22 protein-coding genes are annotated in these 24,149 nt (G+C 49.3%); 19 read left to right on the top strand and 3 right to left on the bottom strand.

Annotation, left to right across the window (positions count from 1 at the left end; genetic code table 11):
* Positions 1 to 28 precede the first annotated feature (28 nt).
* Positions 29 to 805, bottom strand: coding sequence for a zinc ribbon domain-containing protein (locus AAIH57_RS27240; RefSeq protein ID WP_430023712.1), 777 nt, complete (start codon positions 803 to 805; stop codon positions 29 to 31).
* Positions 806 to 877: 72 nt separating this feature from the next.
* Positions 878 to 1,828, bottom strand: coding sequence for a helix-turn-helix transcriptional regulator (locus AAIH57_RS27235; RefSeq protein WP_430023711.1), 951 nt, complete (start codon positions 1,826 to 1,828; stop codon positions 878 to 880).
* Between the two features lie 83 nt (positions 1,829 to 1,911).
* On the opposite strand from AAIH57_RS27235, the gene AAIH57_RS27230 reads away from it, so the two are divergent.
* From AAIH57_RS27230 to AAIH57_RS27210, 5 genes are all read left to right on the top strand, one after another.
* Positions 1,912 to 2,607, top strand: coding sequence for a response regulator transcription factor (locus AAIH57_RS27230; RefSeq protein ID WP_175395429.1), 696 nt, complete (start codon positions 1,912 to 1,914; stop codon positions 2,605 to 2,607).
* Positions 2,600 to 3,688, top strand: a complete 1,089-nt coding sequence (locus tag AAIH57_RS27225) for a HAMP domain-containing sensor histidine kinase (protein ID WP_175395428.1) — start codon at positions 2,600 to 2,602, stop codon at positions 3,686 to 3,688. The genes AAIH57_RS27230 and AAIH57_RS27225 overlap by 8 nt, the downstream gene beginning before the upstream one ends.
* A 99-nt stretch (positions 3,689 to 3,787) precedes the next feature.
* The gene (locus AAIH57_RS27220; RefSeq protein ID WP_430023710.1) at positions 3,788 to 4,651 is read left to right on the top strand and encodes a M15 family metallopeptidase; all 864 of its coding nucleotides are present in this window, start codon (positions 3,788 to 3,790) and stop codon (positions 4,649 to 4,651) included.
* A gap of 28 nt (positions 4,652 to 4,679) precedes the next feature.
* Positions 4,680 to 5,231: a VanZ family protein gene (locus tag AAIH57_RS27215; RefSeq protein ID WP_430023709.1), complete on the top strand. Its 552-nt coding sequence runs from the start codon at positions 4,680 to 4,682 to the stop codon at positions 5,229 to 5,231.
* 12 nt (positions 5,232 to 5,243) lie between these two features.
* A complete protein-coding gene (locus tag AAIH57_RS27210; RefSeq protein ID WP_175395425.1) occupies positions 5,244 to 5,450 on the top strand; it encodes a hypothetical protein in 207 nt (68 codons plus the stop codon).
* Positions 5,451 to 5,576: 126 nt separating this feature from the next.
* Here AAIH57_RS27210 and acnA read toward each other — a convergent pair whose 3' ends face one another.
* Positions 5,577 to 8,291, bottom strand: coding sequence for an aconitate hydratase AcnA (gene acnA, locus AAIH57_RS27205; RefSeq protein WP_430023707.1), 2,715 nt, complete (start codon positions 8,289 to 8,291; stop codon positions 5,577 to 5,579).
* Between the two features lie 383 nt (positions 8,292 to 8,674).
* Here acnA and AAIH57_RS27200 point away from each other — a divergent pair, with 383 nt between their 5' ends.
* The 14 genes from AAIH57_RS27200 (at position 8,675) to AAIH57_RS27135 (ending at position 24,091) form a co-directional block, all read left to right on the top strand.
* Positions 8,675 to 9,673, top strand: a complete 999-nt coding sequence (locus tag AAIH57_RS27200; protein ID WP_430023705.1) for an amidase domain-containing protein — start codon at positions 8,675 to 8,677, stop codon at positions 9,671 to 9,673.
* A 131-nt stretch (positions 9,674 to 9,804) separates the two neighbouring features.
* Complete coding sequence (locus AAIH57_RS27195; RefSeq protein WP_430023703.1) at positions 9,805 to 10,905, top strand: D-alanine--D-alanine ligase; 1,101 nt, start codon at positions 9,805 to 9,807, stop codon at positions 10,903 to 10,905.
* 24 nt (positions 10,906 to 10,929) lie between these two features.
* Positions 10,930 to 11,253, top strand: coding sequence for a hypothetical protein (locus AAIH57_RS27190; protein WP_175395419.1), 324 nt, complete (start codon positions 10,930 to 10,932; stop codon positions 11,251 to 11,253).
* 156 nt (positions 11,254 to 11,409) lie between these two features.
* Complete coding sequence (uvsE, locus tag AAIH57_RS27185) at positions 11,410 to 12,411, top strand: UV DNA damage repair endonuclease UvsE (RefSeq protein ID WP_175395418.1); 1,002 nt, start codon at positions 11,410 to 11,412, stop codon at positions 12,409 to 12,411.
* Between the two features lie 107 nt (positions 12,412 to 12,518).
* Entirely contained in the window at positions 12,519 to 13,382 is an 864-nt protein-coding gene (locus tag AAIH57_RS27180; protein ID WP_430023701.1) for an inositol monophosphatase family protein, read from the top strand.
* 229 nt (positions 13,383 to 13,611) lie between these two features.
* The gene (locus tag AAIH57_RS27175; RefSeq protein ID WP_430023700.1) at positions 13,612 to 13,878 is read left to right on the top strand and encodes a hypothetical protein; all 267 of its coding nucleotides are present in this window, start codon (positions 13,612 to 13,614) and stop codon (positions 13,876 to 13,878) included.
* A 218-nt stretch (positions 13,879 to 14,096) separates the two neighbouring features.
* A complete protein-coding gene (locus AAIH57_RS27170) occupies positions 14,097 to 15,419 on the top strand; it encodes a stalk domain-containing protein (protein WP_430023699.1) in 1,323 nt (440 codons plus the stop codon).
* Between the two features lie 211 nt (positions 15,420 to 15,630).
* Positions 15,631 to 17,418 (top strand): histidine kinase, encoded by a 1,788-nt coding sequence (locus tag AAIH57_RS27165; protein WP_430023698.1) that lies wholly within the window; start codon positions 15,631 to 15,633, stop codon positions 17,416 to 17,418.
* Positions 17,393 to 18,946 carry a response regulator transcription factor gene (locus tag AAIH57_RS27160; protein ID WP_430023697.1) on the top strand — a complete coding sequence of 518 codons (1,554 nt, stop codon included), beginning with the start codon at positions 17,393 to 17,395 and terminating at the stop codon, positions 18,944 to 18,946. The genes AAIH57_RS27165 and AAIH57_RS27160 overlap by 26 nt, the downstream gene beginning before the upstream one ends.
* Positions 18,947 to 19,168: 222 nt before the next feature.
* Entirely contained in the window at positions 19,169 to 20,452 is a 1,284-nt protein-coding gene (locus AAIH57_RS27155) for an ABC transporter substrate-binding protein (protein ID WP_175395412.1), read from the top strand.
* A gap of 140 nt (positions 20,453 to 20,592) precedes the next feature.
* Positions 20,593 to 21,495, top strand: coding sequence for a carbohydrate ABC transporter permease (locus tag AAIH57_RS27150; protein WP_175395411.1), 903 nt, complete (start codon positions 20,593 to 20,595; stop codon positions 21,493 to 21,495).
* 2 nt (positions 21,496 to 21,497) lie between these two features.
* On the top strand, positions 21,498 to 22,337 hold the full coding sequence (locus AAIH57_RS27145) for a carbohydrate ABC transporter permease (RefSeq protein WP_175395410.1): 840 nt from the start codon (positions 21,498 to 21,500) through the stop codon (positions 22,335 to 22,337).
* Between the two features lie 101 nt (positions 22,338 to 22,438).
* A complete protein-coding gene (locus AAIH57_RS27140; protein ID WP_430023744.1) occupies positions 22,439 to 23,620 on the top strand; it encodes a rhamnogalacturonan acetylesterase in 1,182 nt (393 codons plus the stop codon).
* 54 nt (positions 23,621 to 23,674) lie between these two features.
* Entirely contained in the window at positions 23,675 to 24,091 is a 417-nt protein-coding gene (locus tag AAIH57_RS27135; protein WP_430023696.1) for a sensory rhodopsin transducer, read from the top strand.
* Positions 24,092 to 24,149 lie beyond the last annotated feature (58 nt).

Raw genomic sequence — 24,149 nt, 5'->3', positions numbered from 1 at the left:
CATCAAACAGGAAGAGAAATAATGTTCATTACTGATCTGCACTTGGTTTAGCTTGTTTAACTGCAATATAGAGATCTACTTGGACATTGGCAGGGTCCATACTCCGCTCATCGTATAACTCGAAATCACCGGTAAACGTTCGCTCGTGCTGATGGTTCCAGGCCCATACGGCGCCCCATGCTTCACCTACAACTTCTGCCATTGGACCCTTTCTGGAGGTGAACACGGCGTATGTCGCAGGAGGTAATTCGATCGAGTTCATACCATCAGGCAGCGTTTCATCTGCAGCCACCTCATGACCTACGAGTATGGTGTATTCCCCGTGGATACCATCGGTATAATCCGCATAACAGCCATATCGGGCTGCCTCGGGAGCGGGGAGCGGCCCTGACGTGAAGTAACGATCCCACAATCCCTGAATGCAACCTTTACCGCTCATCTCAATGGCATTGGTCGTTCTGGCCGAAACACCAGCCAGGCGTTTCCCAGGAAGCGTAATATACCGAACGGGTTCAACGGAGTTCCTTTTTTCATTCCTTTCAGAAGTGGATCTATTCCATCGTTTCAAAAAAGGAAGCTGATTGCGCAGCATCGAGCGGGCCGATTCCTCGTCCGTACCTTCTTCCTTGAGGATCGCGGTGCACATCTCAATCATGCCTTCCAGCGTAATGTTGGGCTGTTGGAACATGCCTTCTTTATAACAATAGATGCAGTATTCGCGGGTTGCATTTCCATCTGCTTCCGTTCCGAATTGGGCAGGGGTGGTTAGCGGCATTCCGCAGCTCTGGCATACAGTGACGTTCATTAACAATTCCTCCTCGTTATGTACAGCTTGAATATAGATGAAGTATAACGGGAGGAACTGGACAGCTGTCTGTCAGGTTTGCGGAGGGGCTGTATAATTTTGCACGATTTGTTCTGCGATTTGGCGGATCTCGTCACGAATATGAAGAGGCTCCAATACTTCGGCATCTGCTCCAAAGCCAAGAATGAATCCGTACAGCCAGCTATCCTCCGGAAATGCCACCTGGCTAATGTAATATCCCTGGCTATCGGGGATCACATTCTCTATGCCAAACCACTCCTCGGCAATATGACGGACACGGGCGTGGAATCTCATCGTCATGGCAACCGTGTTCCCGGGAGTTGCCCATTCCTGCTGCCAGGGCTTGTCCTGCGGATTGACCGGTTTGCGTTCGAAGTGACCTTCGGCAAGTGTAACGTCCTGCATCCGGACCAGCTTGAACATCCGAAACTCATTGCGCGCATGACAGAACGCATAGAGGTACCAGGAGTGCTTTTTAAGAACAAGGGTATGAGGATCAACAGTTCTGTGAGTGTGGGCTCCTTCGGCACTGCAATAGGTAAAGGTGACAGGGCGCAGCTGATCCAGTCCCTGTTCGATGATTTGCAGTTTGTTCTGCAGCGCTTCAGGATGGGTCCACATCGAGTAATCAACAATAAAGCGGTTTGTGTCAGCCTGGAAGTCCTCGTTTTTCGCTTCCGGCACGATGCTGCTAAGTTTCTCCATCAGCAGCTCCCGTGCTACATTGGTATGAGAAGTGGAGACGCTGCGCAGTGCGGTGACGATGGAGGCCAAATCCCGGTCAGTCAGCACATTTCGGTCCAGACGATAACCCTCTGCAAGGCCAATGCCGCCGCTCATGCCCTGGTATGTCACCACAGGAATGCCTGCCTGGCCCAGGGTGTCAATGTCACGGTAGATTGTACGAATGGAAACTTCAAACGTATCTGCCAGATCCTTGGCCTGCACACGGCCGCGATTGATCAGCAGCACAACGATGGCTAATAAACGGTCCAGTTTCATATATTGGATTCCTTTCAATCATTTATAAGTTGGATTCAGATATGTTATATTGTTGAGCATCACATATAGGAGTGGAATAAGCAATGAAGCGAATTACCATTTTGATCGCGGACGATGAAGTTGAGATCGCTGATCTGGTTGCATTGCATTTACAAAAGGAAGGGTATCACACCGTTAAGGCATTCGATGGAAAGTCGGCGCTGCAAGCTGTTCAGACGCAAGCCATAGACTTGGCGATCCTGGACATTATGATGCCTGGGATGGATGGGTACGAGGTGACTCGCAAAATTCGGGAGCAGCATCATTTGCCGATTATTTTTCTTAGTGCCAAAACGTCGGACATGGATAAAATTACGGGCCTTGTGATGGGAGCGGACGATTATATGACCAAGCCGTTCAATCCGATGGAGCTTGTTGCCCGGGTGAACTCCCAGCTGCGCCGTTCATTGCAATTCAGCCAGTCTGCGCCAGTCCAGCGCTCCATTCTGGAGAAGGGCGGACTTATCATCTCGCCAGACCAACATAGCGTTACACTCTACGGCAAACCAGTGGAACTAACACCGAAGGAGTTCGATATTCTGTATCTGCTCGCCAGCCACCCCAAGCAGGTGTTCAGTGCGGAAAGCATTTTTGAACAGGTTTGGGGAGAGGCCTATTATGAGAGCGGCAATACAGTCATGGTCCATATTCGCACCCTGCGCAAAAAGCTCGGGGAAGATGTGGACAAGAACAAGTTTATCAAAACGATCTGGGGTGTGGGGTACACGTTTAATGACTAAACGAAGAAGTTTTCGGACGACCATGATTATGCTGCTGGGATTAAGCATGCTTGCCTCTGGTGCGATCACCTATGGGGTTTACAAACTTTTGCAATATTACTATTCGGGTGTCCGTGCAGAAGATCAGCTCGCTGAATATCGCCATTTTATGAAAAGCATTGGAGATATCTATTTTTTCCTGCTCCTGTTCATCCCGCTCGCCATTTTATTCTTCTTTTGGTTTACCAAGCCCTACGTGACCTATTTCAAAGACATTTCTACAGGAATCAGTCATTTGGCCAATGGCGACTTTCAGCATCGTGTGCAGATTTCCTCGAAGGATGAATTAGGTACGATCGCGGAGGATGTGAATCTGGCGAGTGAGAAGCTGAGGGAGGCGGTGAAACGGGGGGATTTTGCCGAAAATAGCAAGGACCAGCTTGTCGTGAATCTGGCGCATGACCTGCGGACGCCGCTCACCTCTGTACTTGGCTATTTGGATCTGCTCATGAAGGATGATCAGCTGACGGAGGAGCAGGTACGGCACTTTACGTCGATTGCATTCACCAAATCGCAGCGTTTGGAGAAGCTGGTTGATGATTTGTTTGAAATTACCCGGATGAACTATGGCATGCTGCCCTTACAGAAAGCACGGCTCGATCTTAGCGAGCTGCTGAAGCAGATGAATGAAGAGCTCTATCCTGTGTTTGAGAAAAATCGTCTGGTCACCCGATTAAATATTGACCCTGAGCTCACCATCTCTGGAGATGGCGAGCTGCTGGCTCGTGTGTTTGAGAACCTGCTGATTAACGCTGCACGTCATGGCAAGGATGGCATCTACGTGGATATTAACGGCTATTGCGAAGCGGAGCAGGTCATCATTCAGGTGACCAACTATGGGGGACATATTCATCCAGAGGATTTGCCGCATATCTTCGATATGTATTACACCGGAGATCGTGCCCGGACCCAACAGGAGGGTGGGACAGGCCTTGGCCTGTTTATTGCCCGGAATATTGTGGAGCAGCATGAAGGCACCATCTCTGCCCAGAGTGATGTGGTACGGACCATATTTGAGGTTCGCCTGCCGGTTCTCCAATGAGGTTTGTATTTAAATTTAAGAAAAACTTTAATTTTGCCCTGCTTTTTCTTTAACTAGTTTTCTCTATCCTGGATGTTAAGAGGTAAAGGAGGAACAAGGATGAAGAAGTGGGGCTTTTTGATTTGCATCATTTTGCTTGGATATGTGGTTACGAGATCGCCGGGATCTTTTCAGCAAAAGGATGAGATGATTATCGAAATTCAGGATACGCGTGAAAACCGTGCAGCAAATACCGTATCCATTACCGGAAATATCCGGGATCAGGTACATAAGGGCAACTTGCTGCTTGTTAATTCAACATATCCAATTCATCCGGAAGGCGTTCAAACCGATATTGTAAATGTGGCCGAGCAGGACGATTTGGTTCGTGGATACGGTTTGCTGGATCAGAATATCATGCTGTCACGGCAGGTAGCGCAAGCGTTTCAGAAGATGGTCGAAGCAGCGGGGGAAGAGGGAGTACGATATTTTCTCATTAGCAGCGGATACCGGGACTTGGCGAAACAGGAGGAACTTTATCAGGAAAAAGGGTCAGACTACGCACTTCCTGCGGGTCACAGTGAGCATAATCTAGGATTATCCATGGATATCGGTTCCTCGCTGACCACCATGAATGAAGCACCAGAGGGTGCCTGGCTGGAGAAAAATGCATGGAAATACGGATTCATTCTACGTTACCCGAAGGACAAGGTGAGCATCACGGGTATTCAATATGAACCATGGCATTTTCGATATGTGGGCCTGCCGCATAGTGCTGTCATGTATAAGAATAATCTGGTGCTGGAGCAGTATCTGGATTTGCTAAAAGAGAAGGAGAATATTACTGTTGAGGTGGAGGGTGAGAAATATCATATCCGCTATTATCAGGTCACCCGAGATACGACCGTTTACATACCTGAGCATGGCCAATATGAAATATCGGGAGATAATATGGATGGAGTCATTGTCACAGTAAAGGAATAACAGGGCTGCACAAAGGAGGTTCATCAACATGAGGCAGAAAAAGTTCACGCATAAAATCCTTTGGATTGCCACGTTAATGATTTATCTGTATCTACTAACCAAGCTGATTCTGTTTAAAGGAGGTTCAGTCGACTTCGAAATCGTGAGGGTCCAGCTCATGGCTTTCCTTCACCAACCGGATCTGATTCAGACGCGAACCGTCAATCTGACGCCATTTCAGGAAATTTCAAGAGATTGGAACAGCCTATCTTTACATCGTCCGGGGACTGCAATTCATCTGGTGGGCAACGTATTGGCCTTTATCCCAATGGGTGTATTCATTCCCGTGCTTATGGGCAACAAATGGTTGTCAGGGGCAAACGTATTCCTGCTGTCTCTGCTTTTAAGCCTTGGCTATGAAGTGACACAGCTGTTAACTGGCATGGGCATATTCGATGTGGACGATCTGATGTTGAATACCTTGGGTGGGTTGATTGGATATATTATGTTCACCATGGTTATCGGCATGAAACAGTTGTTGGTGGGAGGAGAATCCCGCGTGGCGAAGAAAAATTATAATGCTAAGGAGAGTCACGTTTAAGGGGGGGATTGCATGATTTTCGTGACAGCTGTAATGATAGGTACAGGCATCATGTTTTTGGTTGGTCCACGGTATGTAACACATTCTTCGCATAGACAGATTACCAATCGAGAAACCTCAAGGTGGATTGGGTACTCGCTGCTCACGATGTCAGCCCTCTTCCTTTTTATGGGTGCATTGCAGCTGCTGGATGAAGCTTCACATCATATTGGACATTAGAGAAAGATATCACTTTTAAGTGAAACACATTCTTCACAAACCATCAAAAAAAGCTCCCCATCACATGCCGTTTGGCACAAGATGGGGAGCTTTCGTATTGATCAATCGCATTAAAGGTTAATGCAATTAAGCTTTTTTCATCATTTGACGCAGTACAGTTTGCAGGATACCACCGTTATGGTAGTAGTCCACGTCCACCATACTGTCCAGACGAGCGATAACAGGGAAGTCGAACTTGGTGCCGTCCTCACGAGTTACGGTAACCGTCAGTTCTTGACCCGGTTTCACATCATTGCTCAGACCTGTGATGTCGTACGTTTCACGACCATTCAGACCGAGGCTGGACCAGCCATGACCTTCCTGGAATTGCAATGGCATTACGCCCATGCCTACCAGGTTACTGCGGTGAATACGCTCAAAGCTTTCGGCGATAACGGCTTTGACGCCAAGCAGGAATGTCCCTTTTGCTGCCCAGTCACGGGAGCTTCCTGTACCATACTCTTTACCTGCAATAACGATCAGGTTCTGTCCTTCGTCCTGATACTTCATGGAAGCATCGTAGATGGACATTTCTTCGTCCGTTGGCAGGTATTTCGTGATACCACCCTCAGTACCTGGAGCCACTTGGTTACGGATACGAATGTTTGCAAACGTACCGCGCATCATGACCTCATGGTTACCACGACGGGAGCCGTAGGAGTTGAAGTCTTTGCGTTCTACGCCATGCTCTTTCAGGTACAATCCAGCTGGACTGGATGGAGCAATGTTACCGGCTGGCGAGATGTGATCCGTTGTTACGGAGTCAGCAAGCAGTGCCATGACGCGTGCAGAGCGAATATCTGCGATATCGGTCAGTTTGTCGCCGAGGTTTTGGAAGAACGGAGGGTTTTGAATGTATGTGGAGTTTGGATCCCACTCATACAGTTCACCTTCCGGTACAGGGATGTTATTCCAGCGCTCGTTGGCAGTAAATACGTTCTCGTATTTGTTGCGGAACATCTGAGCATTCAGTGAGCTTGCAATGGCATCCTTGATTTCCTCGGAGCTAGGCCAGAGGTCTTTCAGGAAGACTGGCTCGTTGTTCGTATCATAACCGATTGGATCGGTAGCAAAATCAATATTGACCGTACCCGCGAGAGCGTAAGCTACCACGAGTGGTGGAGAAGCCAGATAGTTGGCTTTTACCTGAGCATGCACACGACCTTCGAAGTTACGGTTACCGGACAATACAGCCGCTACAGTCATATCGTTCTCGGCAATCGCTTCGCTTACTTCGTCTGGCAGTGGGCCGGAGTTACCGATACAAGTTGCACAGCCGTAACCGGCAACGTTAAATCCGAGCTGGTCGAGGTATACGTTCAGGCCTGATTTTTCGAGATACTCGGTAACAACGAGGGAACCTGGAGTCAAGCTGCTCTTCACGTAGCCTGGTTTGGTCAGACCGCGCTCAACCGCTTTTTTCGCAAGTAGACCTGCTCCGAGCATAACGCTTGGGTTGGATGTGTTGGTGCAGCTTGTGATGGCCGCAATGACAACCGCACCTGCTTTTAGTTCACTAGTGGAACCGTCAGGGTGCTTCACAGGCACTGTTTCTTCAATCTTCTCATCGCTCAGTCCGTATCCGCCTTTATCGACCGGAGTACGAATGATGCTGTTGAAGCTTTCTTTCATTTGCGTCAGTTCGATGCGATCCTGTGGACGCTTAGGACCTGCGAGACTTGGTACCACGGAAGCGAGATCCAGCTCAATTACATCTGTGAATTCTGGATCAACCGTGCTGGAAGTCCGGAACATGCCTTGTGCTTTGTAATAAGCTTCAACCAGATCCACTTGCTCGTCAGTACGTCCCGTACTGCGCATGTAGTTCAACGTCTCACTATCGACAGGGAAGAAACCAATCGTAGCGCCATATTCCGGTGCCATGTTGGCAACTGTTGCACGGTCAGCCAGACTGATGTTAGCAAGCCCTGGGCCGTAGAACTCGACAAATTTGCCGACTACGCCTTTTTTACGAAGCATTTGAGTGACAGTGAGTGCCAGATCCGTTGCTGTAGCGCCTTCGCTCAGGCTGCCTGTCAATTTGAAACCGATAACGTCCGGTGTTACAAAATAGAGCGGTTGGCCCAGCATGCCTGCTTCGGCCTCGATTCCGCCAACACCCCAGCCAACAACGCCGAGTCCGTTGATCATGGTGGTGTGGGAGTCCGTACCTACGAGGGAATCCGGGAACACAACCGTTTCGCCGTCAATCGTTTTGGTTGCAGCCACGGAAGCCAGATACTCCAGGTTGACCTGGTGAACGATCCCTGTGGATGGCGGAACAGCACGGAAGTTGTTGAATGCCGTTTGCGCCCAGCGCAGGAAGCGGTAACGCTCTTCGTTACGCTCGAATTCAACCTTGATATTGTAGTCGAGTGCATCGTTGGTTCCGAATGCATCAACCATAACGGAGTGGTCGATAACGAGATCGACTGGCACGAGCGGGTTGATCTGTTTTGGATCACCGCCTGCCTTTTTCACGGTATCACGCATCGCGGCAAGATCCACGACAACCGGTACGCCAGTGAAATCCTGCAGGACGATACGTGCAGGGATAAATGGAATTTCCTTGTTATTGTCACGGCCTTCTGCCCAGCCGGTAAGTTGTTTCACGTGTTCTTCGGTAATCGCGCGTCCGTCGAACTGACGAACTGCTGCTTCGAGCAGCACTTTAATGGAGAAGGGAAGCTTGGAAAGGTCGCCGTAGCCGCCTTCCTGAAGAGCATCGAGACTGTAGTAGCGGTAAGACTTGCCTCCGACCTCAAGACTGCGGGCTGCGGAGAAATGGTTCTTGGCTGACATACATGTACCTCCTTAAAATGTGTCGGTGAGATGAAGATAAAGTTCATTTAGGTAAAAGAACAGGCCTTCATCGTTCCGTGTCCTTGTTCACTAGTTTCATCAGATGAAACGTAATTTCATAATTGCAACTTTAGTTATAAGTATACCGTTTTCACCTCCGTACGTAAAGGGCTTTTTGCCTGTCGAAACAAGCTTTGAGAACAATGAAGGCGTTTTCGTGAATACTTGTTGAACATGGCACTTTCTGTCCCCCGAGTCTCCGAATTTCGACCTGTGATCCCTGACCGGAACACATACAACCGATAAACTCCTCATATGAATAGAAGTAGTTTGCACGCACTGAATTTTCCAGACAGAATTTAAAGCCAAAGGGGGACACAGGCTTGGAACGGGAATGGAAGAGTGCCTTATACACCTATGTGAACCAGTACAATCGCTGTGAGATCGACTATCGTCCACAAACGACCGAGCGGATTGTCACAGATCCGGAATTTGTGCTGGAGCGGGGAGAACGTATGGCCAGACTGGACGAATGGTATCGTAAACGGCGTGCAGTGCCTCTTCGCAGCGAGACCAGTGCCAAGCTTGTGCGTACGGTAACGGAAGGTCCTGAAGAATCGGTGGTGGATGTTCAACTGTACAGCAGGCTTTTCTATGAGAAAAGCGGGATTACCCACCGGGAAGACCGGATTGAGCGGGAGCGGCTTACCTTTTTGCGGCAGAACGGGTCATGGATCATTGGACGGGTGGAAAGGGAAGTTCCGGAGCGTCGTCCCGCAGGGGAAGGGAGACCTTTTCAGCAAGCGGATTTTGTACAGGCGATCAATCGGCCGCTGCTAAACAGGGAAGTACTTGGTCAAGGAAGAAGTTCAAGACAGCAGCTATATCGGCGAGACCTGGCGGTCGCTTATGCGGATCGTTGGTGGAATGCGGGCAACCCGGCATTTGAAGAATTCGAGGTAGACTGCACCAATTACATCTCTCAATGTCTCTTTGCAGGGGGAGCACCCATCCACTATACTGGTAGAAGAGAAGCGGGCTGGTGGTACAAGGGCTACGTGAATGGCGCCGAAATGTGGAGTTATAGCTGGGCCGTTTCCAATAGTCTGGAGCGGTATCTGGCGAGCAGCAGCTGGGGCTTAACGGCAACCGAAGTGGATCGCCCGGAGCAGCTGATGCTCGGAGATGTCATTTTCTATGATTGGGACGGTGACGGCAGGTTCCAGCATAGTACGGTTGTGACGGCCTTTGACGCAGGAGGCATGCCGCTTGTAAATGCGCACACGGTGAGCAGCCGCCACCGCTATTGGGATTACCGGGATTCTTACGCTTGGACGGAGCGGACGGTGTACCGGCTTTTTCATATTGCAGATGAGTTCTAATGAAGTTGATATTAAGGGATTTGGTGACGGGGATATTCAGTTCCGTGTAAAATGAGTCCTAAGACAAGAATAAAATTGATGCTGAACATGCAGTTATGAAGGCATCATGCACAGATAATCGGAGGTTACACATGAGTATGGATAAATTGACAGTTGGCGTCGTTTACGGCGGGAAGTCAGGTGAACATGAAGTATCGCTGCAAACGGCGTTTGCTGTAACGAACGCTTTTGATTATGAGAAATATGAGCTGGTTCCTTTTTATATCTCCAAGCAGGGGACGTGGAAAAAGGGTTCAGTAATGCACGCGCCATTTGCGCAGATCGATGATTTGAAACTGGAACAGGCAGCAGGTGGAACCCAGGAAGCGCTGAACACCCTGTTTGCACGTTTATATGGCGGAGAAGAGGCGCTGGACGTTATGTTCCCGCTACTGCACGGTACGTTCGGTGAGGATGGCACGATCCAGGGTATGTTTGAGATGGCGGATATGCCTTATGTGGGAGCAGGTGTACTCGCTTCGGCAGGCGGCATGGACAAAGTGGTCATGAAGAAGCTGTTTGCACAAGCCGGAATCGACCAATGTGCCTTTACGTATTTTAATGCTACCCAGTGGAAGCAGACTGAACACGAGATGATTCTGCAAGTGGAGGAACAGCTGGGTTATCCGTGTTTTATTAAACCCGCCAATCTTGGTTCCAGTGTTGGAATCTCAAAAGCACGCAACCGTGATGAACTGAAGACAGCTGTTGAATTTGCGCTGCGGTATGATACGAAGGTTGTCATCGAGGAATTCGTTGAAGCACGCGAAGTGGAAGTCAGTGTGCTTGGTAATGACGAGCCCATGGCATCGGTGCCAGGAGAAATCGTATCCTCTGGTGAATATTATGACTATGCAGCCAAGTACATTGATGGTCAATCACAGATGCTGATCCCCGCTCGGCTGGATCCTGAAGCCGCTGATCGCATCCGCGAGGCAGCTTTGCAGGCGTTCCGTGCGATTGAAGGCAACGGCATTTCCCGGGCTGACTTTTTCATCCGCAAATCGGATGGGGCATTACTTATTAATGAAGTAAACACAATGCCTGGCTTCACTCCGTACAGCATGTACCCATTGCTGTGGCGCGAGACAGGTGTATCGTATGCCGAGCTGCTGGATCGCATGATTGAGCTGGCCTTGGAGCGTTACAGCCGCAAACAGGCGCTGAATTACGAGAACGGCGTACAGGCGTAGGAGACAGTATAAGGAGGGGTATGAATGGGATTTCAGACTGAATTCAATTCCGTGTGCAAATTCAAGAGCGAGCAGGAGCTGTTCGAACTGCTGGAATACGGCCGCGGCAAAATGGTGAAACAGGGCTTCCGGGTATTTCCAACCGGACAGAAGGTTATTGCCTATACACCTGACAACGTGGCTGTAGCCATCGTGAAGATCGTTGCCTCCATTGCAGAGATTAATTTTCAGGGTCAGGAAGTGACGGAAGTGGAGATGCTGCTCATCCGCAAGCTGAATGAAGAAGAATCTCGTGTTCAGACCGCTCTGGCGGACGAAATGTTTTTTGGTGAACAGGCGCAAGGCTAAACTGTGATTTCTGAAGTGGGACCAATGGACGGAATTGTCCGGCAAGCGATTATGGTCGTTCTTTTAGGGTAAAACTTGGTTATATACCGTGACGGGAAAACTTGACTGTGCTCATGTTCAGACAGGAATTCCACCCTAACAGAGAGGAAGAACATCATGCTTGTACGTTTTGGTTATGTGGCGATGTCTGTGCTGGTAGAGAATGCTTCACCTTCCCGCACGATGACCATGGCCAGCTTCAAGAAAATTGATGACAGGGATGCAGCCATCCGCAAGCTGGAACGGATTGCAGCCGAGAATTTGCATAATACGTTACGTTTGCTGAGGCACAACAAAGGCAGCCACATTCATGTATATCGTTTCTCCTCCAAATTAATTCCACTGGCAACACATGAAGATCTGAGTGATTGGGATCCGTTCCCGGCACTTCAGTCGGATTTTGAAGCCATTGGTGATTTTGTGAAGGAGAACGGGATGCGTGTATCCTTTCACCCGGATCATTTTACCGTTCTTAGCACGCCGAGGGAAGAAGTGCTCCGGAACTCCATGCGTGACCTTCGTCATCATGTTCGGATGCTGGATGCCATGGGTCTGAATGCCACTGCCAAGAACAATATACATATTGGTGGTGCATACGGGGACAAGCCTAGTGCTGCACTCCGCTTTGAAGAAAACTTTCTGAAACTTGATCGGGATATTCAGGAACGACTGACCCTTGAAAATGACGACAAAACATTCAACGTACCCGAGACATTGGCTGTATGTCAGCATTTGGGACTGCCAATGGTGCTGGATATTCACCATCAGTGGGTTAATAATGAAGGTGAACAGCCATGGGACTTGTGGCCTGACATATGGAAGACTTGGCAGTCCCCGCTGGCTCAGGCGGATTCCCCGGCAGATCGGCCGTTGCCGCCGAAAATTCACGTGTCCAGCCCGAAGAGCGAAAAGGATATCCGAGGGCATGCGGATGGCGTTGAAGTGGAGCCGCTGCTTTCCTTTTTGCGTCATATCGCTGCAGATACGCCGGAACTGGATGTCATGATTGAGGCCAAGCGCAAGGATGAAGCACTGGTGCAGCTCATGCAGAAGCTGGCATTCTATCACGAGGAAGGCGTGGAATGGGTGGACGAGTCTACTGTAATCATTCATCCATAGAGCCAAAAGGGGCCTGGGCAGCAAGAAACTTTACAACATGTGAGGCGTATACTTTTAACAAGTATTTTATATTTTCGTAGATTGATATAGAAAGTAGAGTGAACGCTTTGAATGAGAAGGAAAAAATACCTTATGTCGTGACAAGCAAAAGCTATACTGCCGTTGCCATCAATGCGGCTTCCAAAGCGGGTGAATGGATCAAGAGTCGTCTTGGAACCATAGGCGAACCTGGAACCAAATATTCTCCGCAGGACCTTGTAACCGAAGTGGACAAGGGAGCAGAGCAGATGATCCGCCGCCTGATTCTGACCCATTTTCCCGACCATGCCATTCTCGGTGAAGAGGGAGTTGAGCCGGGACCTGAAGCTTCGGCCAAAGCACTAAAAGAGGCACAGGAAGAAGAGTTCCTCTGGATCGTGGATCCTGTGGACGGAACAACAAATTTTGTACATGGATTCCCGTTTTATTCCGTATCGATTGCCCTGGCTCATCATGGTGAAGTGATTGTAGGCGTGATTTACGATCCTTCGAGAGACGAACTGTTTGTAGCTGAAAAGGGCAAAGGGGCCTATGTCCATGGAAATCGGATGGCGGTGTCTAGTGAACAGGGGCTGGCTCAGAGCCTGGTCGCAGTAGGCTTCCCAGCAGATACCACCTATGCACTCCCAATCAATATGGCTGCTGTGCAGGCTCTTGCGCCGCAAGTACGGAGCCTGCGTGCAGGTGGATCGGCAGCTCTGCATTTGGCTTATGTTGCTGCGGGTCGCCTCAGCGCATACACCGAAGTTGGACTGAAACCGTGGGATATCGCTGCAGGTGCACTGCTCGTGGAGGAATCCGGCGGCAAGGTCACGGATACGATTGGTACACCTTATCAATTGTCTGTCAGCCATGTAGTTGCCACCAATGGCAAGATTCATGATGTACTGACGGATGTACTCAAGGAAGCCAAAGCAACCGGCTTGGAGTGAGCATATTAATTTCTTAATGGATTGAACAAACTTATATTGTACATGAACGAGGGGCAGAAAAAATCTGGAGAAGCGAAGCGTTCGCCTTTATCTTCGAATTTTTCCCTTTGAAAAGTAAACAAGAAAATTTGGGGATAACAGCGATCGGAAGATTGTTCTGTCCTTCGAAGTTTAGGTGCAATAGTATCTGCTCGTGCATTTATGAACTTAATTAAAGGAGCGATGAACGATGGATGAATCCAAGGAACTGGAACGACGTTTGAGTGATATGCTGACTGAAGGGGAGATGGAGGAGTCCGGCGACACGGACAAGCGTGAGCGCCAGCTGATTCCTCCCAAATATGAGGTGCGCATTCAGGCGGAACGAGACCCGATTGCCCAGGAAACGTTGCTGTACCGGAATATGGCGCGTGAAGTGGATGATCGATACGATCGTTATCTTGAGCGCTCTGCCGGTAAACTCAACTCAACAGAGAGTGAAGCAAAAGACAAATGAATCGCGGATGCAGCAAGCCAATACATGGCTTCGGTCATAGGTGAACAGACTTCCTGTACAGGGGAGTCTGTTATTTTTGTGAGCAGGCAGAAGTCCAAACACATCCCTAATTTTTAATGGTAGAATAGGGATATGTGAACTTCTTCCACCGGAGATCAACCGTGTAATTAAGTTCAAGTTATCATCTTATAGATATGAGAAAAGGAGTGTTACCACGAATGAAGCGTACACGTAGATGGAGTAACACAGCGGCTGGATTAACAGCCGGCATGCTGGCCGGAATGATGCTGTTTGCATCAACTTCGCTGCCTGCACATGCTGCAGATATGACCACCGGCTCGCTACCTGCAGGCACAACAGAGGCATCCACCCCTGCGAAGAAGGATGCTGCAGCCGTGACGAAGGAATTCCGAATCGTCACATTGGGAGATTCCATCACAGTAGGATACGAGCCGAATGCGAAAGGACTGCCTTATGGTTACGTAGAGCGCTTGCAGGAGCAAGGTCTGCTTCACGGCCGTACTCAGGTGGATAACTACGGTATTGCCGGGTTGAAGAGCATTGGCTTGAAGAACTTCATCTCTGCGATTAATGAGGGGAAGACCCTTACCTCGGAAGCGATTCAGCCGAGTTTGCCAGATCCAAGAGCAGGGCAGATGGGAGCCAACATCGCTGCAATTCGCGAGAGCGTGGCGGCTGCCAATCTTGTAGCGATCACCATTGGGGGGAATGATGTATCCGAACTGCTCGGTACGGCAGATAAACTCAGTGATGCGGAATTGGAAGCAAAAGTGAAGGAACTGCTGACAACGTATACGGCCAATGTCAGCGAAGCGATTAGTAACATTCAGGCAATTAATCCCGATGCCAAGATTGTCATTGCCGATCAATATCAGCCTATGCCTGAAGTAGCCGGCAAAGCATTGTATGCCAAACTCATGGAGGCATCCCAGGGTTTCACAGCAACAATTGACGGGATTTCAGCCCAATTCACCGCTCATGGCATGGATGTAAAAGTGGCGCATGTAGCCAAGGAATTTGTTGGCGGCGAGGGAACAATGACACATATGATCAAGGATCGGGATTTCCACCCGAACCAGTTTGGTTATGAAGCGATTGCCAAGGTATTTGCAGAAACGATCTGGGGTGATTACACGAAACTGAGCACACCTGCAGCAGGTGAACCGATGAACATCATCGTCAGCGGAAAAACGCTGGATACACCTTATAAGCCAATCATTCGCAGTGGGAAGAACTTTGTGGCGATTCAGGATATTGTAAATGCTGTAGGGGCTACCACCGTCTGGGATAATAAAACCTCCACGGCAACCATTACATACGGAGACCGCAAAGTAGCCGTGAAGATCGGTGCCAGTGCGGTTCAGGTGAACGGAGCATCCGTGACCGTGGATACACCCGCGTTCCTGAACAAGGTAGGCAAAGAGTCCAAAACGTATGTGCCACTGGCCATGGTAGCCGAAGGTCTTGGCTTTGATGTGCAGTATGTAGCGAAGCTCAAAACCGTATTTGTTAATCCATAAGTTGTAACGTTAAAACTATCTTCACCAAGAAGCCAGGTTGATCTGACGATCAATCCGGCTTCTTTTTTCATTACCTTCTAATCGGACCCTATATGTTGCATAATTATGACTTGTCATCTGCCCATGGATGTGTAAATATGAAAATAACTTACAGTAGAACGAGACTCTCACACCTGCCTGCACCCTTCTCGGGGCCAAAGGAGCGCTTTGGATGAGGAAAATTAAGAACGCTTTCACAACCCTTCCGATCCATCACAAAACCATTCTTCTCATCGGACTTTTGATGCTGATCAGCTTTACGTTTTACGTGTCTATCCTTGGATACGTGTTCCGAATCTATGATCGCCAAATCTATGAAAAATCATCGCAGGTACTTAACATGTCTTCCGTGGGCATTGAGAACCAGCTGCGCGAAATTTCCAATCTTTCCTTCAAGGTCATGTCCGACGAGCCGCTCCAGCAGTATCTTCTTCAGCTGGATAAGGCTGAATCGGGATATGAGAAAAATGGTCTGCTCAAAAAAATAACGAACAGGCTTGTCGCGTATGCGGGGTCTGAGAAGTACGTCTATTCCATGATATTTATCGATAATGATAATAATGTTATGGCTGCAGGGAACCGGGAGGGAATATCGGAATCCATGCAGACGGAACTGGTTGCACTGGGACAGCAATATTCAGGCTCCAATGCATGGTATACAAGTGGAGATCAGCAAGCCAGACTTTTATCCGTAAGACAGGTCAAGTCCTTCACAGGCGGGGCTTTCACCCTGGAGAAGCTGGGAACGCTGATTATCCGTGTACGACTGGACCGTATTGTTCAGGATCAGATGCAGCATCCTGCAGAGGACTCGCAGCTGTTGATAACGGATGGACGGGAAGTCATCTATCCCACGCAATCCACAGTTAGTGATGCCGAACTTGAATCGGAACTGAAGCGTACCCAGCCATACGGGATTGCGATGTTCGAACAGGGGAGAAATTTTGTTGCCCGCGCCCATTCGTCATATACGGATTGGGTGTACCTTTATATGACTCCGTTTGACCAGATGTTCAAGCAGATTCAATTTGTCAAACAATTGGTGACGGTCATTTTCTTTATGATCTTGCTGGTCGCGCTTGTGTTTGGAGCCAAGCTTTCCCGCAGCATCACACAGCCGATTGCCCAGTTGATCAAGAAGATGCGTAATATTGAAAAAGGGGATCTGGATAAACTGGAGGAAGCCGCGCTTGGCAACGTTCCGGTGTCTTCCCAAAATGAAGTTGGTCTGCTCCATCGCACCTTTAAAATGATGCTTCAGCGCATCCGGGAACTGATAGATGAGAATTATGCGAAGCAGCTGGTCATTCGGGAGACCGAGTTGAAAGCGCTTCAGGCACAGATAAATCCACACTTCCTCTACAACACATTAGAGTCGATTAACTGGCTTGCCAAAGTACAGAAGCAGCGTCAAATTTCTGAAATGGTCGAGGCACTTGGATTCCTGCTGCGCAGTTCAGTGAGCATGTCCGAGAAGTGGATTACGCTGGAAAGGGAGCTGGATATCGTTCGCAGTTATGTTACGATTCAGCGCACGCGGTTTGAGGAAAGACTTGATTTTGATATGGAGATTGCCCCTGAGGTGGGGAATGCACGCATTCCGAAGTTGACGCTGCAGCCTTTGGTGGAGAATGCCATTCACTATGCCCTTGAACCGAGTATCGACCCATGTAAAATTCGGATTCGTGCACGGGCAGAAGGTGACAAGGTCGTCATTGAAGTGGAGGATGACGGTCCGGGCATGACCCCGGAGTTTCTGCAGCAATTACAGGAAGGGCGAATTCAGACAAGAGGGCAGGGAATAGGTTTATCCAACATCCAGGAACGAATCAGACTGACCTTCGGTGACGAGGGCAGTATGATCATGAGCAGCAAACCCGGTGCCGGGACAGTAGTATCGATCAGCATACCTTGGATCAGAGAGGACGATGACGATGTACAAAGTGATGCTCGTAGATGACGAACGTGTGATTTTGGAGGGGATCTCCCAAGTAGTGGATTGGGCGGCAGCCGGAACAGAATTGGTGGATACCGCCAGAAATGGAATTGAGGCTTTGGACAAAATCGGGCATTCCAGACCTGATATTATCATTACGGATATTTCAATGCCGGGGTTAGATGGTCTTGGACTGATCGAAAAAGCATCCGAAGCTTATCCCGGACTTCGTTTTATCATGCTGTCCGGTTACAAGGAGTTTGAATATGCACGCCGGGCCATGCAGTACGGTGTGAAGCATTACTTGCTTAAGCCCTGTAATGAAAACCAGATTCATGATGCCCTGTCCGAGCTGCTTCAGGAGCATCAGGATGCACAGGTGAAAGAACATGTGGCCGGGGAGATGAAACAGCGGCTGCAGCGAGTACTTCCCCATGTGAAGGAACAGTTTTTGCTTGAATTTATGACCAATCGCACGTACGGGCCGGTTGATCTGGAATATTATCAGGAGCTGTTTGATCTGAAGCTTGAAGCCAATCGAGTCCGCCTGTTATTGTTCCGGATCTCGGACGAACATGATTACAGCCATTTATTTGCCATTAAGAACATTGCCAGCGATCTGCTGCCGCATGTTCTGTTAAGCACAACCATTGAAGGCAAGCTGCTGATTCTGCTGGAAGATGCAGCGGACCCTGCACACTTGAGGGAGCGAATTGAGGAAGTGCGGGCAGCATTCACCAGACTCTATAAGTTGCAAGTGACGGCTGCGCTCAGTGAAGCCGATCACATGGTCCAGTCACGGCGTTTGTATCGCGAGGCATTGCAATGCCTGAACCATCGCTTCTTCATCGGGGAAGGCAAGCTGATCACCAAGAATGATGTTGCGATTGCCGGTGAATGTGAAGGTGTTCATGCCGAGCAGGATGCAGAACAGTTATGCCAGCTAATCAAGTCGGGCAGCACAGAGGAAGCTGGGGCTGAGGTTGACCGTCTGTTTGAGCGCTTATCCGGTCAACAGCTTGATATTGAGGTAACCCGTTCCTATGTCGTTCAGCTGTATTCGGCCATGATCCATGTCTGTCCGCCTGAGGAGGCAACAGAGTTCACTCAGCGGATGGCGGAGCTGCCTCATATGGATACGCTGTCTGAGCTGAAAACGTTTGTGGCCAACAGCGCAGCCAATTTGACCTCCGGGTATTACAAAAATTATATTAGCCGTCAGTCCTCAGCCGTGGAGAAAATGATGGATATTGTAGATAAACATTATGGGGAGGCGGATCTTTCATTGAATGGCGTTGCCCATCAGATGCTGTATATGAACCCGGACTACCTGGGCAAAATTTTCAAAAAGGTGACAGGAGAAAACTTCTCCAACTACCTGAATCGTTTGCGCATCGAGCGCGCATGTGAGCACATTCGCCGGAGCGGGGATGTGAAGGTGTTTGAGCTTGCGGAGCTGTTTGGTTTCGGCGGCAATTCACAATATTTCAGTCAGGTGTTCAAAAAATGGACCGGCATGACTCCGACGGAATATCGAAGATCCGGCATATAACAATTGGTCAGCGCTCCTGGGCCAATGGATGAGGGGGACGAACAGCACCGTAAGAGGTGATGTTCTCCTCCTCTGTTTTTTGAACCAACAAGACGGATTTGTGTATTCAACTCTGGTCGTACATTTGCGAAAATGACAATATCAAGTTTGTGAAAGCGTTATCAGAAAGATGCAGATAACCCATTCACATAACCATATCAACACAAAAAAGGGGAGATTGGCATGGTGAAAAAGGCAATATTCCTGATGATGGCTGTGCTGCTAGTATTCACGGCGGCATGCAGTTCAGATGGAGGATCGGGAGGAACATCCGCAGATGGCTCAGTTACACTGCGTATCGCGTGGTGGGGCTCGGATGCACGTCACGAATACACTCAGAAGGTCATTGACCTGTACAAAGAGAAAAACCCGAATGTCAAAATTGACGTCGAGTATGCCTCGTTTGATGACTACTGGAAAAAGCTTGCTCCACAAGCTGCAGCAAATCAGTTGCCTGACATTGTTCAGATGGATATTTCCTACATCAGCCAATATGCGCAGAATGGTCAGCTGGAGGATCTGGCGCCATATCTTGGCAATCAGATCAAGGTGGATGATGTTTCCGAAAACGTCATCAGCACTGGTGTGATCAACGGTAAACAATATGGTGTACCTGCCGGGGTTAACGTACTGGGTTTCCATTATGATCCGGCTCTGCTCAAAAAAGCGGGGGTAGACACGTTCCCGGAAAACCTGACTTGGGAATCGTACGAAGCGTTGGGTAAACAAACCGCAGAGAAAGGCCTGTTTTTGGATGGCGGGGTAGCCCCGGATATTTTCTTCCACTACTTCCTGCGGACGAAAGGTTTGTCCCTCTACAATGCTGAAGGAACAGGTCTTGGATATGACGATGATAAATTGTTTGTCGAGTTTTTCGGATTGATGCGTCGAATGATCGAGCAAGGTGCGGCCCCTACACCGGATCTGGCAAACCAAACGAAGGGGATTATCGAGGAATCCGATCTGGTCAAGGGTAAAGGTATCGGTATCTGGCAATGGTCCAACCAGTTTGTAGCCGTACAGCAAGTCGCTGACCGTCCACTGGAATTTGCTCCTATGCCTGGACCGGACATGGAGAAGGGTCTTTACATGCAGCCGAGTATGTACTGGGCAGTAACTTCAAACTCAAAAGTGAAGGAAGAAGCGGCCAAGTTCATTGATTTCTGGGTGAATGATGTAGAAGCCAACAAACTGATCAAGGGAGAGCGCGGCGTGCCAATCTCCGGTGCAATCAAGGAAGCTATTGCTCCTGAACTGAGTGAGCCAACGAAGCAGGTATTTGACTTTGTAGCTGAAATGGAGCCAAAGGCTTCGCCAATGAGCCCGCCGCCACCAGTCGGATCACCTGAGGTCATTGCAGCTCTGGCGGATGTCGTCGAGGAACTGAACTTTGGCAGAATTACACCGGAACAGGCAGCAGAGACGTTCCGCAAAAACGCCGAAGCGGTTCTGGCCAACAATAAGTAACACTTGAATGATTGCTTGCTCATCCCACCACCGGGATGGCCGGGAATGGGGCTGCTCGCATACCGCGGGGGCCTTTCCCCGTCCAATCGTTAGTTCCAGGCTGTGGGAAGCAGGCAGATCTATAAAGGAGGTTCGTTCCGTTGAGGCAGTATTCGTCGTTGCGTAGAAACCTGACCGGGTATGCGTTTATTAGTCCCTTTATTATCGGTTTCCTGGGCTTTACGCTAATTCCGATGTTTGTATCCCTATACATGTCGTTTACGAGTTATAACCTGTTCACTTCCCCGCGGTGGATCGGGATGGACAACTACACCAAAATGTTTTTTGAGGATCCGAAGTATTGGAATTCGGTTAAAGTAACATTCCTGTATGTATTCATTGGTGTGCCGCTAAGGCTGGTTTTTGCACTCTTCGTAGCCATGATCCTGAATACGGGCTCCCGTATGGTGGGAACTTATCGTACCTTGTACTATCTGCCATCCATTATCGGTGGTAGTGTGGCTGTTTCGATTATGTGGCGTAATCTTTTTAGTAATGAAGGGGTCATCAACAGTGCGTTAACGGCAATCGGCATTGGACCTATAAGCTGGTTCGGTGATCCGGATGCGTCTCTGGTCATGTTGATTTCACTGTCCGTCTGGCAGTTCGGATCGTCCATGCTTATCTTCCTGGCAGGTCTCAAAAATATCTCTCCCGAGATGTATGAGGCGGCCGGTGTGGATGGAGCAAACCCGGTACGCAAATTTTTCAGTATCACCTTGCCGCTGCTTAGCCCGATCATCCTGTTCAACCTGATCATGCAAACCATCGGTGCATTTATGACCTTCGTACCTGCATACATCATCTCCAAAGGAGAGGGCGGCCCAATGGATGGTACAATGCTCTACTCGCTGTACCTGTTCCGTCAGGCATTTATGTTTAACAACATGGGTTACGCTTCGGCAATGGCCTGGATCATGCTTATTATGATCGGCATACTCACAGTCGCTGTGTTCCTGACATCCAAGTTCTGGGTATTCTACGAATCTGAAGGAGGGAAGTAACGATGGTCTGGAGAAATGTAAAGTGGCCCATTTATCATCTGTTCGTTGCAGCTTTGGCCCTCCTGATGCTGTATCCGGTGCTCTGGATGTTGTTCAGTTCCTTCAAGGAAAGCCGCACCATCTTCGTTACGGCAGAGTCCCTTTTTCCTGCCGAATGGATCTGGAGCAACTATGTGGATGGCTGGAAAGGTGCGGGCGGAAGACCATTTATGGATTACATCACCAACTCACTCGTCATCGTGGTCATCTCGACCATTGGTGCAGTGTTATCCTCGTCATTGATTGCCTTCGGTTTTGCCAGACTCAACTTCAAAGGACGCAGCTTCTGGTTTTCCCTTATGATGCTGACTCTGATGCTGCCGCATGACGTGGTATTAGTTCCTCAATATATTATTTTTACCAAACTGGGCTGGTTGAACACGATTCTCCCCATTGTAGTACCTACATTTTTCGGTATGCCTTTCTTCATCTTCCTGATGGTACAGTTCATTCGTACGATTCCGAAAGAGCTGGACGAAGCGGCAACCATCGATGGCTGTAACAAATTCAGACTATACATTCAGATCATCATGCCGCTGATCAAGTCTTCATTGGCGACTGCAGCGATTTTCTCCTTCTACTGGAGATGGGAGGACCTGCTGGGTCCGGTACTGTATCTGAATTCACCTGATAAATATACGGTGTCGATGGCGCTCAAAATGTTCCTGGATAGCGAGTCTGCCTCCAACTGGGGAGCGATGTTCGCGATGTCCATCGTCAGTCTCATTCCGGTTGTAGCTGTATTCTTCATATTCCAGAAACAAATTGTACAGGGCATGAGCACCAGCGGATTGAAAGGATAAACCATATTCACCGGATCTATAGTTGATCCGATCGCTGAACAAGGAGGTTGTTTCTATTGGATAAAGCTCTGGCCAGTCAGGCCGTTGCCACCAAGGTAGCGGTGGACGGAGATGAGACGGTTACCCATTGGAAATTCGACTTTGGTCCTGGTACCGGGGTTGAAGGGTACAGGAAGGTGTCAGCCAACAGCACCTATGAAGCTATAACCGGTTATGGATTTGAGCGAAATTCCCTTGTTTACGAGAAACAACGGATCAGTGAGGACGAAGAATGGAATAACGTGCAGGATAATCATGAAAATTCGGGGCAGGCCAATGTGTCTGCCCGATTGCGTTCAAGCTTTTGTATTCCCCTAAAGGCATCGTTCATTGTCAATATGCCGGACGGTACCTATCAAGTACTGCTCATTGCCGGAGATGAATTGGCCGAAACGGTCACCAAGGTCAAGGCAGGTGAGGGCCGATTGATGCTGCCCACGATTCACACCCTGCCTGGACAATATGCGGAAGTCAGATTCTCGGTTGTAGTAAGAGGAGGGAAACTTCGCCTGTCCTTCTCCGGGCCTGCACCACGGATCAATGCTCTGGAAATTACGCTTGCCAATCAGACGATGACCGTATTTCTGGCGGGTGACTCCACTGTAACCGATCAACCAGAGAGCGGGTATCCATACTGTGGTTGGGGACAGCTGCTGCCAGCCCAATTCAAGCATGATGTAGCGGTTGATAACCATGCACAGTCGGGACGAAGTTCGCGCAGCTTTATCCATGAAGGTCGGCTTGATGCGATTATGGAGCATATCAAACCAGAGGACTTCTTGTTCATTCAATTCGGACATAATGATGAGAAACCGGGCCCGGAGCGGGGGACGGAACCTTTCACAACATATAAGGAATATTTGAAAAAGTATATCGATGCAGCCCGCGGAGCCGGTGCCCGCCCAGTACTGATAACGCCCGTGCATCGGCGTTATTTCACCGATGATGGTACGCTGACCGACACGCATGGCGATTATATTGTCGCTGTGCGGGAGCTGGCACAAGAGGAAAACGTTCCGCTGATCGATCTGGCTGAGCGCAGCCGTATTCTGTTCGAGCAGGCGGGGGTTGAAGGCAGCAAGGAAGACTTCATGTGGGTGCTGCCAGGGGAGTATTTGAATTTCCCGGCAGGCGTGGAGGATAACACGCACTTTCAGGAGCGTGGTGCGCGGCGTCTCGCTGCACAGGTGGCGGAAGCCATCCGTGAGCTGCGACTTCAGCCGCTGCAAATGTATTTACGCTAGGCAGGCGCCTGCCATGCAAGCGTCCAACGTTTTTTTATAGAGGAGGAGCACCTAATGACAAGAGAGCATACAGAAGCAGGGACTTTGGGAAAGAGCACGGCACCAGCAGCAACAGGTCACACCTATTGGGTCATTCCAGACGGTTACATACCACCAGATAGTCGGGGCTCCCTGGAGAGTCATGAGAGCATCTGTGTTCTGAATACCGGTCTGGAGGATGCGAAGCTCGATATAACGATCTTCTTTGAAGACAGGGAGCCGATAGAGAACATTGAAGCTAGCGTGCCTGGGAGAAGAACTAAACACATTCGAACAGCATCACTGCATTCCGGAGATCAGTTTATTCCTGCTGGTGTTCCTTATGCAATCACGGTTACCAGCAATGTCCCTGTCATCATCCAGTACAGTCGGCTGGATACCACCCAGCCTGAACTTGCCCTGATGAGTGTCATGGCTTTTCCGCTGACTTAAATGCTCAAGGCAAAGACGACCAGCCACCTGCATCCACTGCAGGTGGCTGGTCTTTTGT

Source organism: Paenibacillus sp. MABNR03, from assembly GCF_050455445.1.
Taxonomy (GTDB): domain Bacteria; phylum Bacillota; class Bacilli; order Paenibacillales; family Paenibacillaceae; genus Paenibacillus; species Paenibacillus xylanilyticus.
Note: the sequence above shows the minus strand (reverse complement) of the source record. Positions and strands in the feature narration are given on the sequence as shown.

What these genes read in the sequence shown, in the direction of transcription:
- AAIH57_RS27210 (WP_175395425.1), top strand. Translation starts at nt 5,244, where the DNA reads ATGATTTTCGTGACAGCTGTAATGATAGGTACAGGCATCATGTTTTTG.
- acnA (WP_430023707.1), bottom strand. Translation starts at nt 8,291, where the DNA reads ATGTCAGCCAAGAACCATTTCTCCGCAGCCCGCAGTCTTGAGGTCGGA.
- AAIH57_RS27175 (WP_430023700.1), top strand. Translation starts at nt 13,612, where the DNA reads ATGGATGAATCCAAGGAACTGGAACGACGTTTGAGTGATATGCTGACT.
- AAIH57_RS27165 (WP_430023698.1), top strand. Translation starts at nt 15,631, where the DNA reads ATGAGGAAAATTAAGAACGCTTTCACAACCCTTCCGATCCATCACAAA.
- AAIH57_RS27155 (WP_175395412.1), top strand. Translation starts at nt 19,169, where the DNA reads ATGGTGAAAAAGGCAATATTCCTGATGATGGCTGTGCTGCTAGTATTC.
- AAIH57_RS27170 (WP_430023699.1), top strand. Translation starts at nt 14,097, where the DNA reads ATGAAGCGTACACGTAGATGGAGTAACACAGCGGCTGGATTAACAGCC.
- AAIH57_RS27240 (WP_430023712.1), bottom strand. Translation starts at nt 805, where the DNA reads ATGAACGTCACTGTATGCCAGAGCTGCGGAATGCCGCTAACCACCCCT.
- AAIH57_RS27135 (WP_430023696.1), top strand. Translation starts at nt 23,675, where the DNA reads ATGACAAGAGAGCATACAGAAGCAGGGACTTTGGGAAAGAGCACGGCA.
- AAIH57_RS27195 (WP_430023703.1), top strand. Translation starts at nt 9,805, where the DNA reads ATGAGTATGGATAAATTGACAGTTGGCGTCGTTTACGGCGGGAAGTCA.
- AAIH57_RS27225 (WP_175395428.1), top strand. Translation starts at nt 2,600, where the DNA reads ATGACTAAACGAAGAAGTTTTCGGACGACCATGATTATGCTGCTGGGA.
- AAIH57_RS27220 (WP_430023710.1), top strand. Translation starts at nt 3,788, where the DNA reads ATGAAGAAGTGGGGCTTTTTGATTTGCATCATTTTGCTTGGATATGTG.
- uvsE (WP_175395418.1), top strand. Translation starts at nt 11,410, where the DNA reads ATGCTTGTACGTTTTGGTTATGTGGCGATGTCTGTGCTGGTAGAGAAT.
- AAIH57_RS27160 (WP_430023697.1), top strand. Translation starts at nt 17,393, where the DNA reads ATGTACAAAGTGATGCTCGTAGATGACGAACGTGTGATTTTGGAGGGG.
- AAIH57_RS27230 (WP_175395429.1), top strand. Translation starts at nt 1,912, where the DNA reads ATGAAGCGAATTACCATTTTGATCGCGGACGATGAAGTTGAGATCGCT.
- AAIH57_RS27145 (WP_175395410.1), top strand. Translation starts at nt 21,498, where the DNA reads ATGGTCTGGAGAAATGTAAAGTGGCCCATTTATCATCTGTTCGTTGCA.
- AAIH57_RS27215 (WP_430023709.1), top strand. Translation starts at nt 4,680, where the DNA reads ATGAGGCAGAAAAAGTTCACGCATAAAATCCTTTGGATTGCCACGTTA.
- AAIH57_RS27235 (WP_430023711.1), bottom strand. Translation starts at nt 1,828, where the DNA reads ATGAAACTGGACCGTTTATTAGCCATCGTTGTGCTGCTGATCAATCGC.
- AAIH57_RS27190 (WP_175395419.1), top strand. Translation starts at nt 10,930, where the DNA reads ATGGGATTTCAGACTGAATTCAATTCCGTGTGCAAATTCAAGAGCGAG.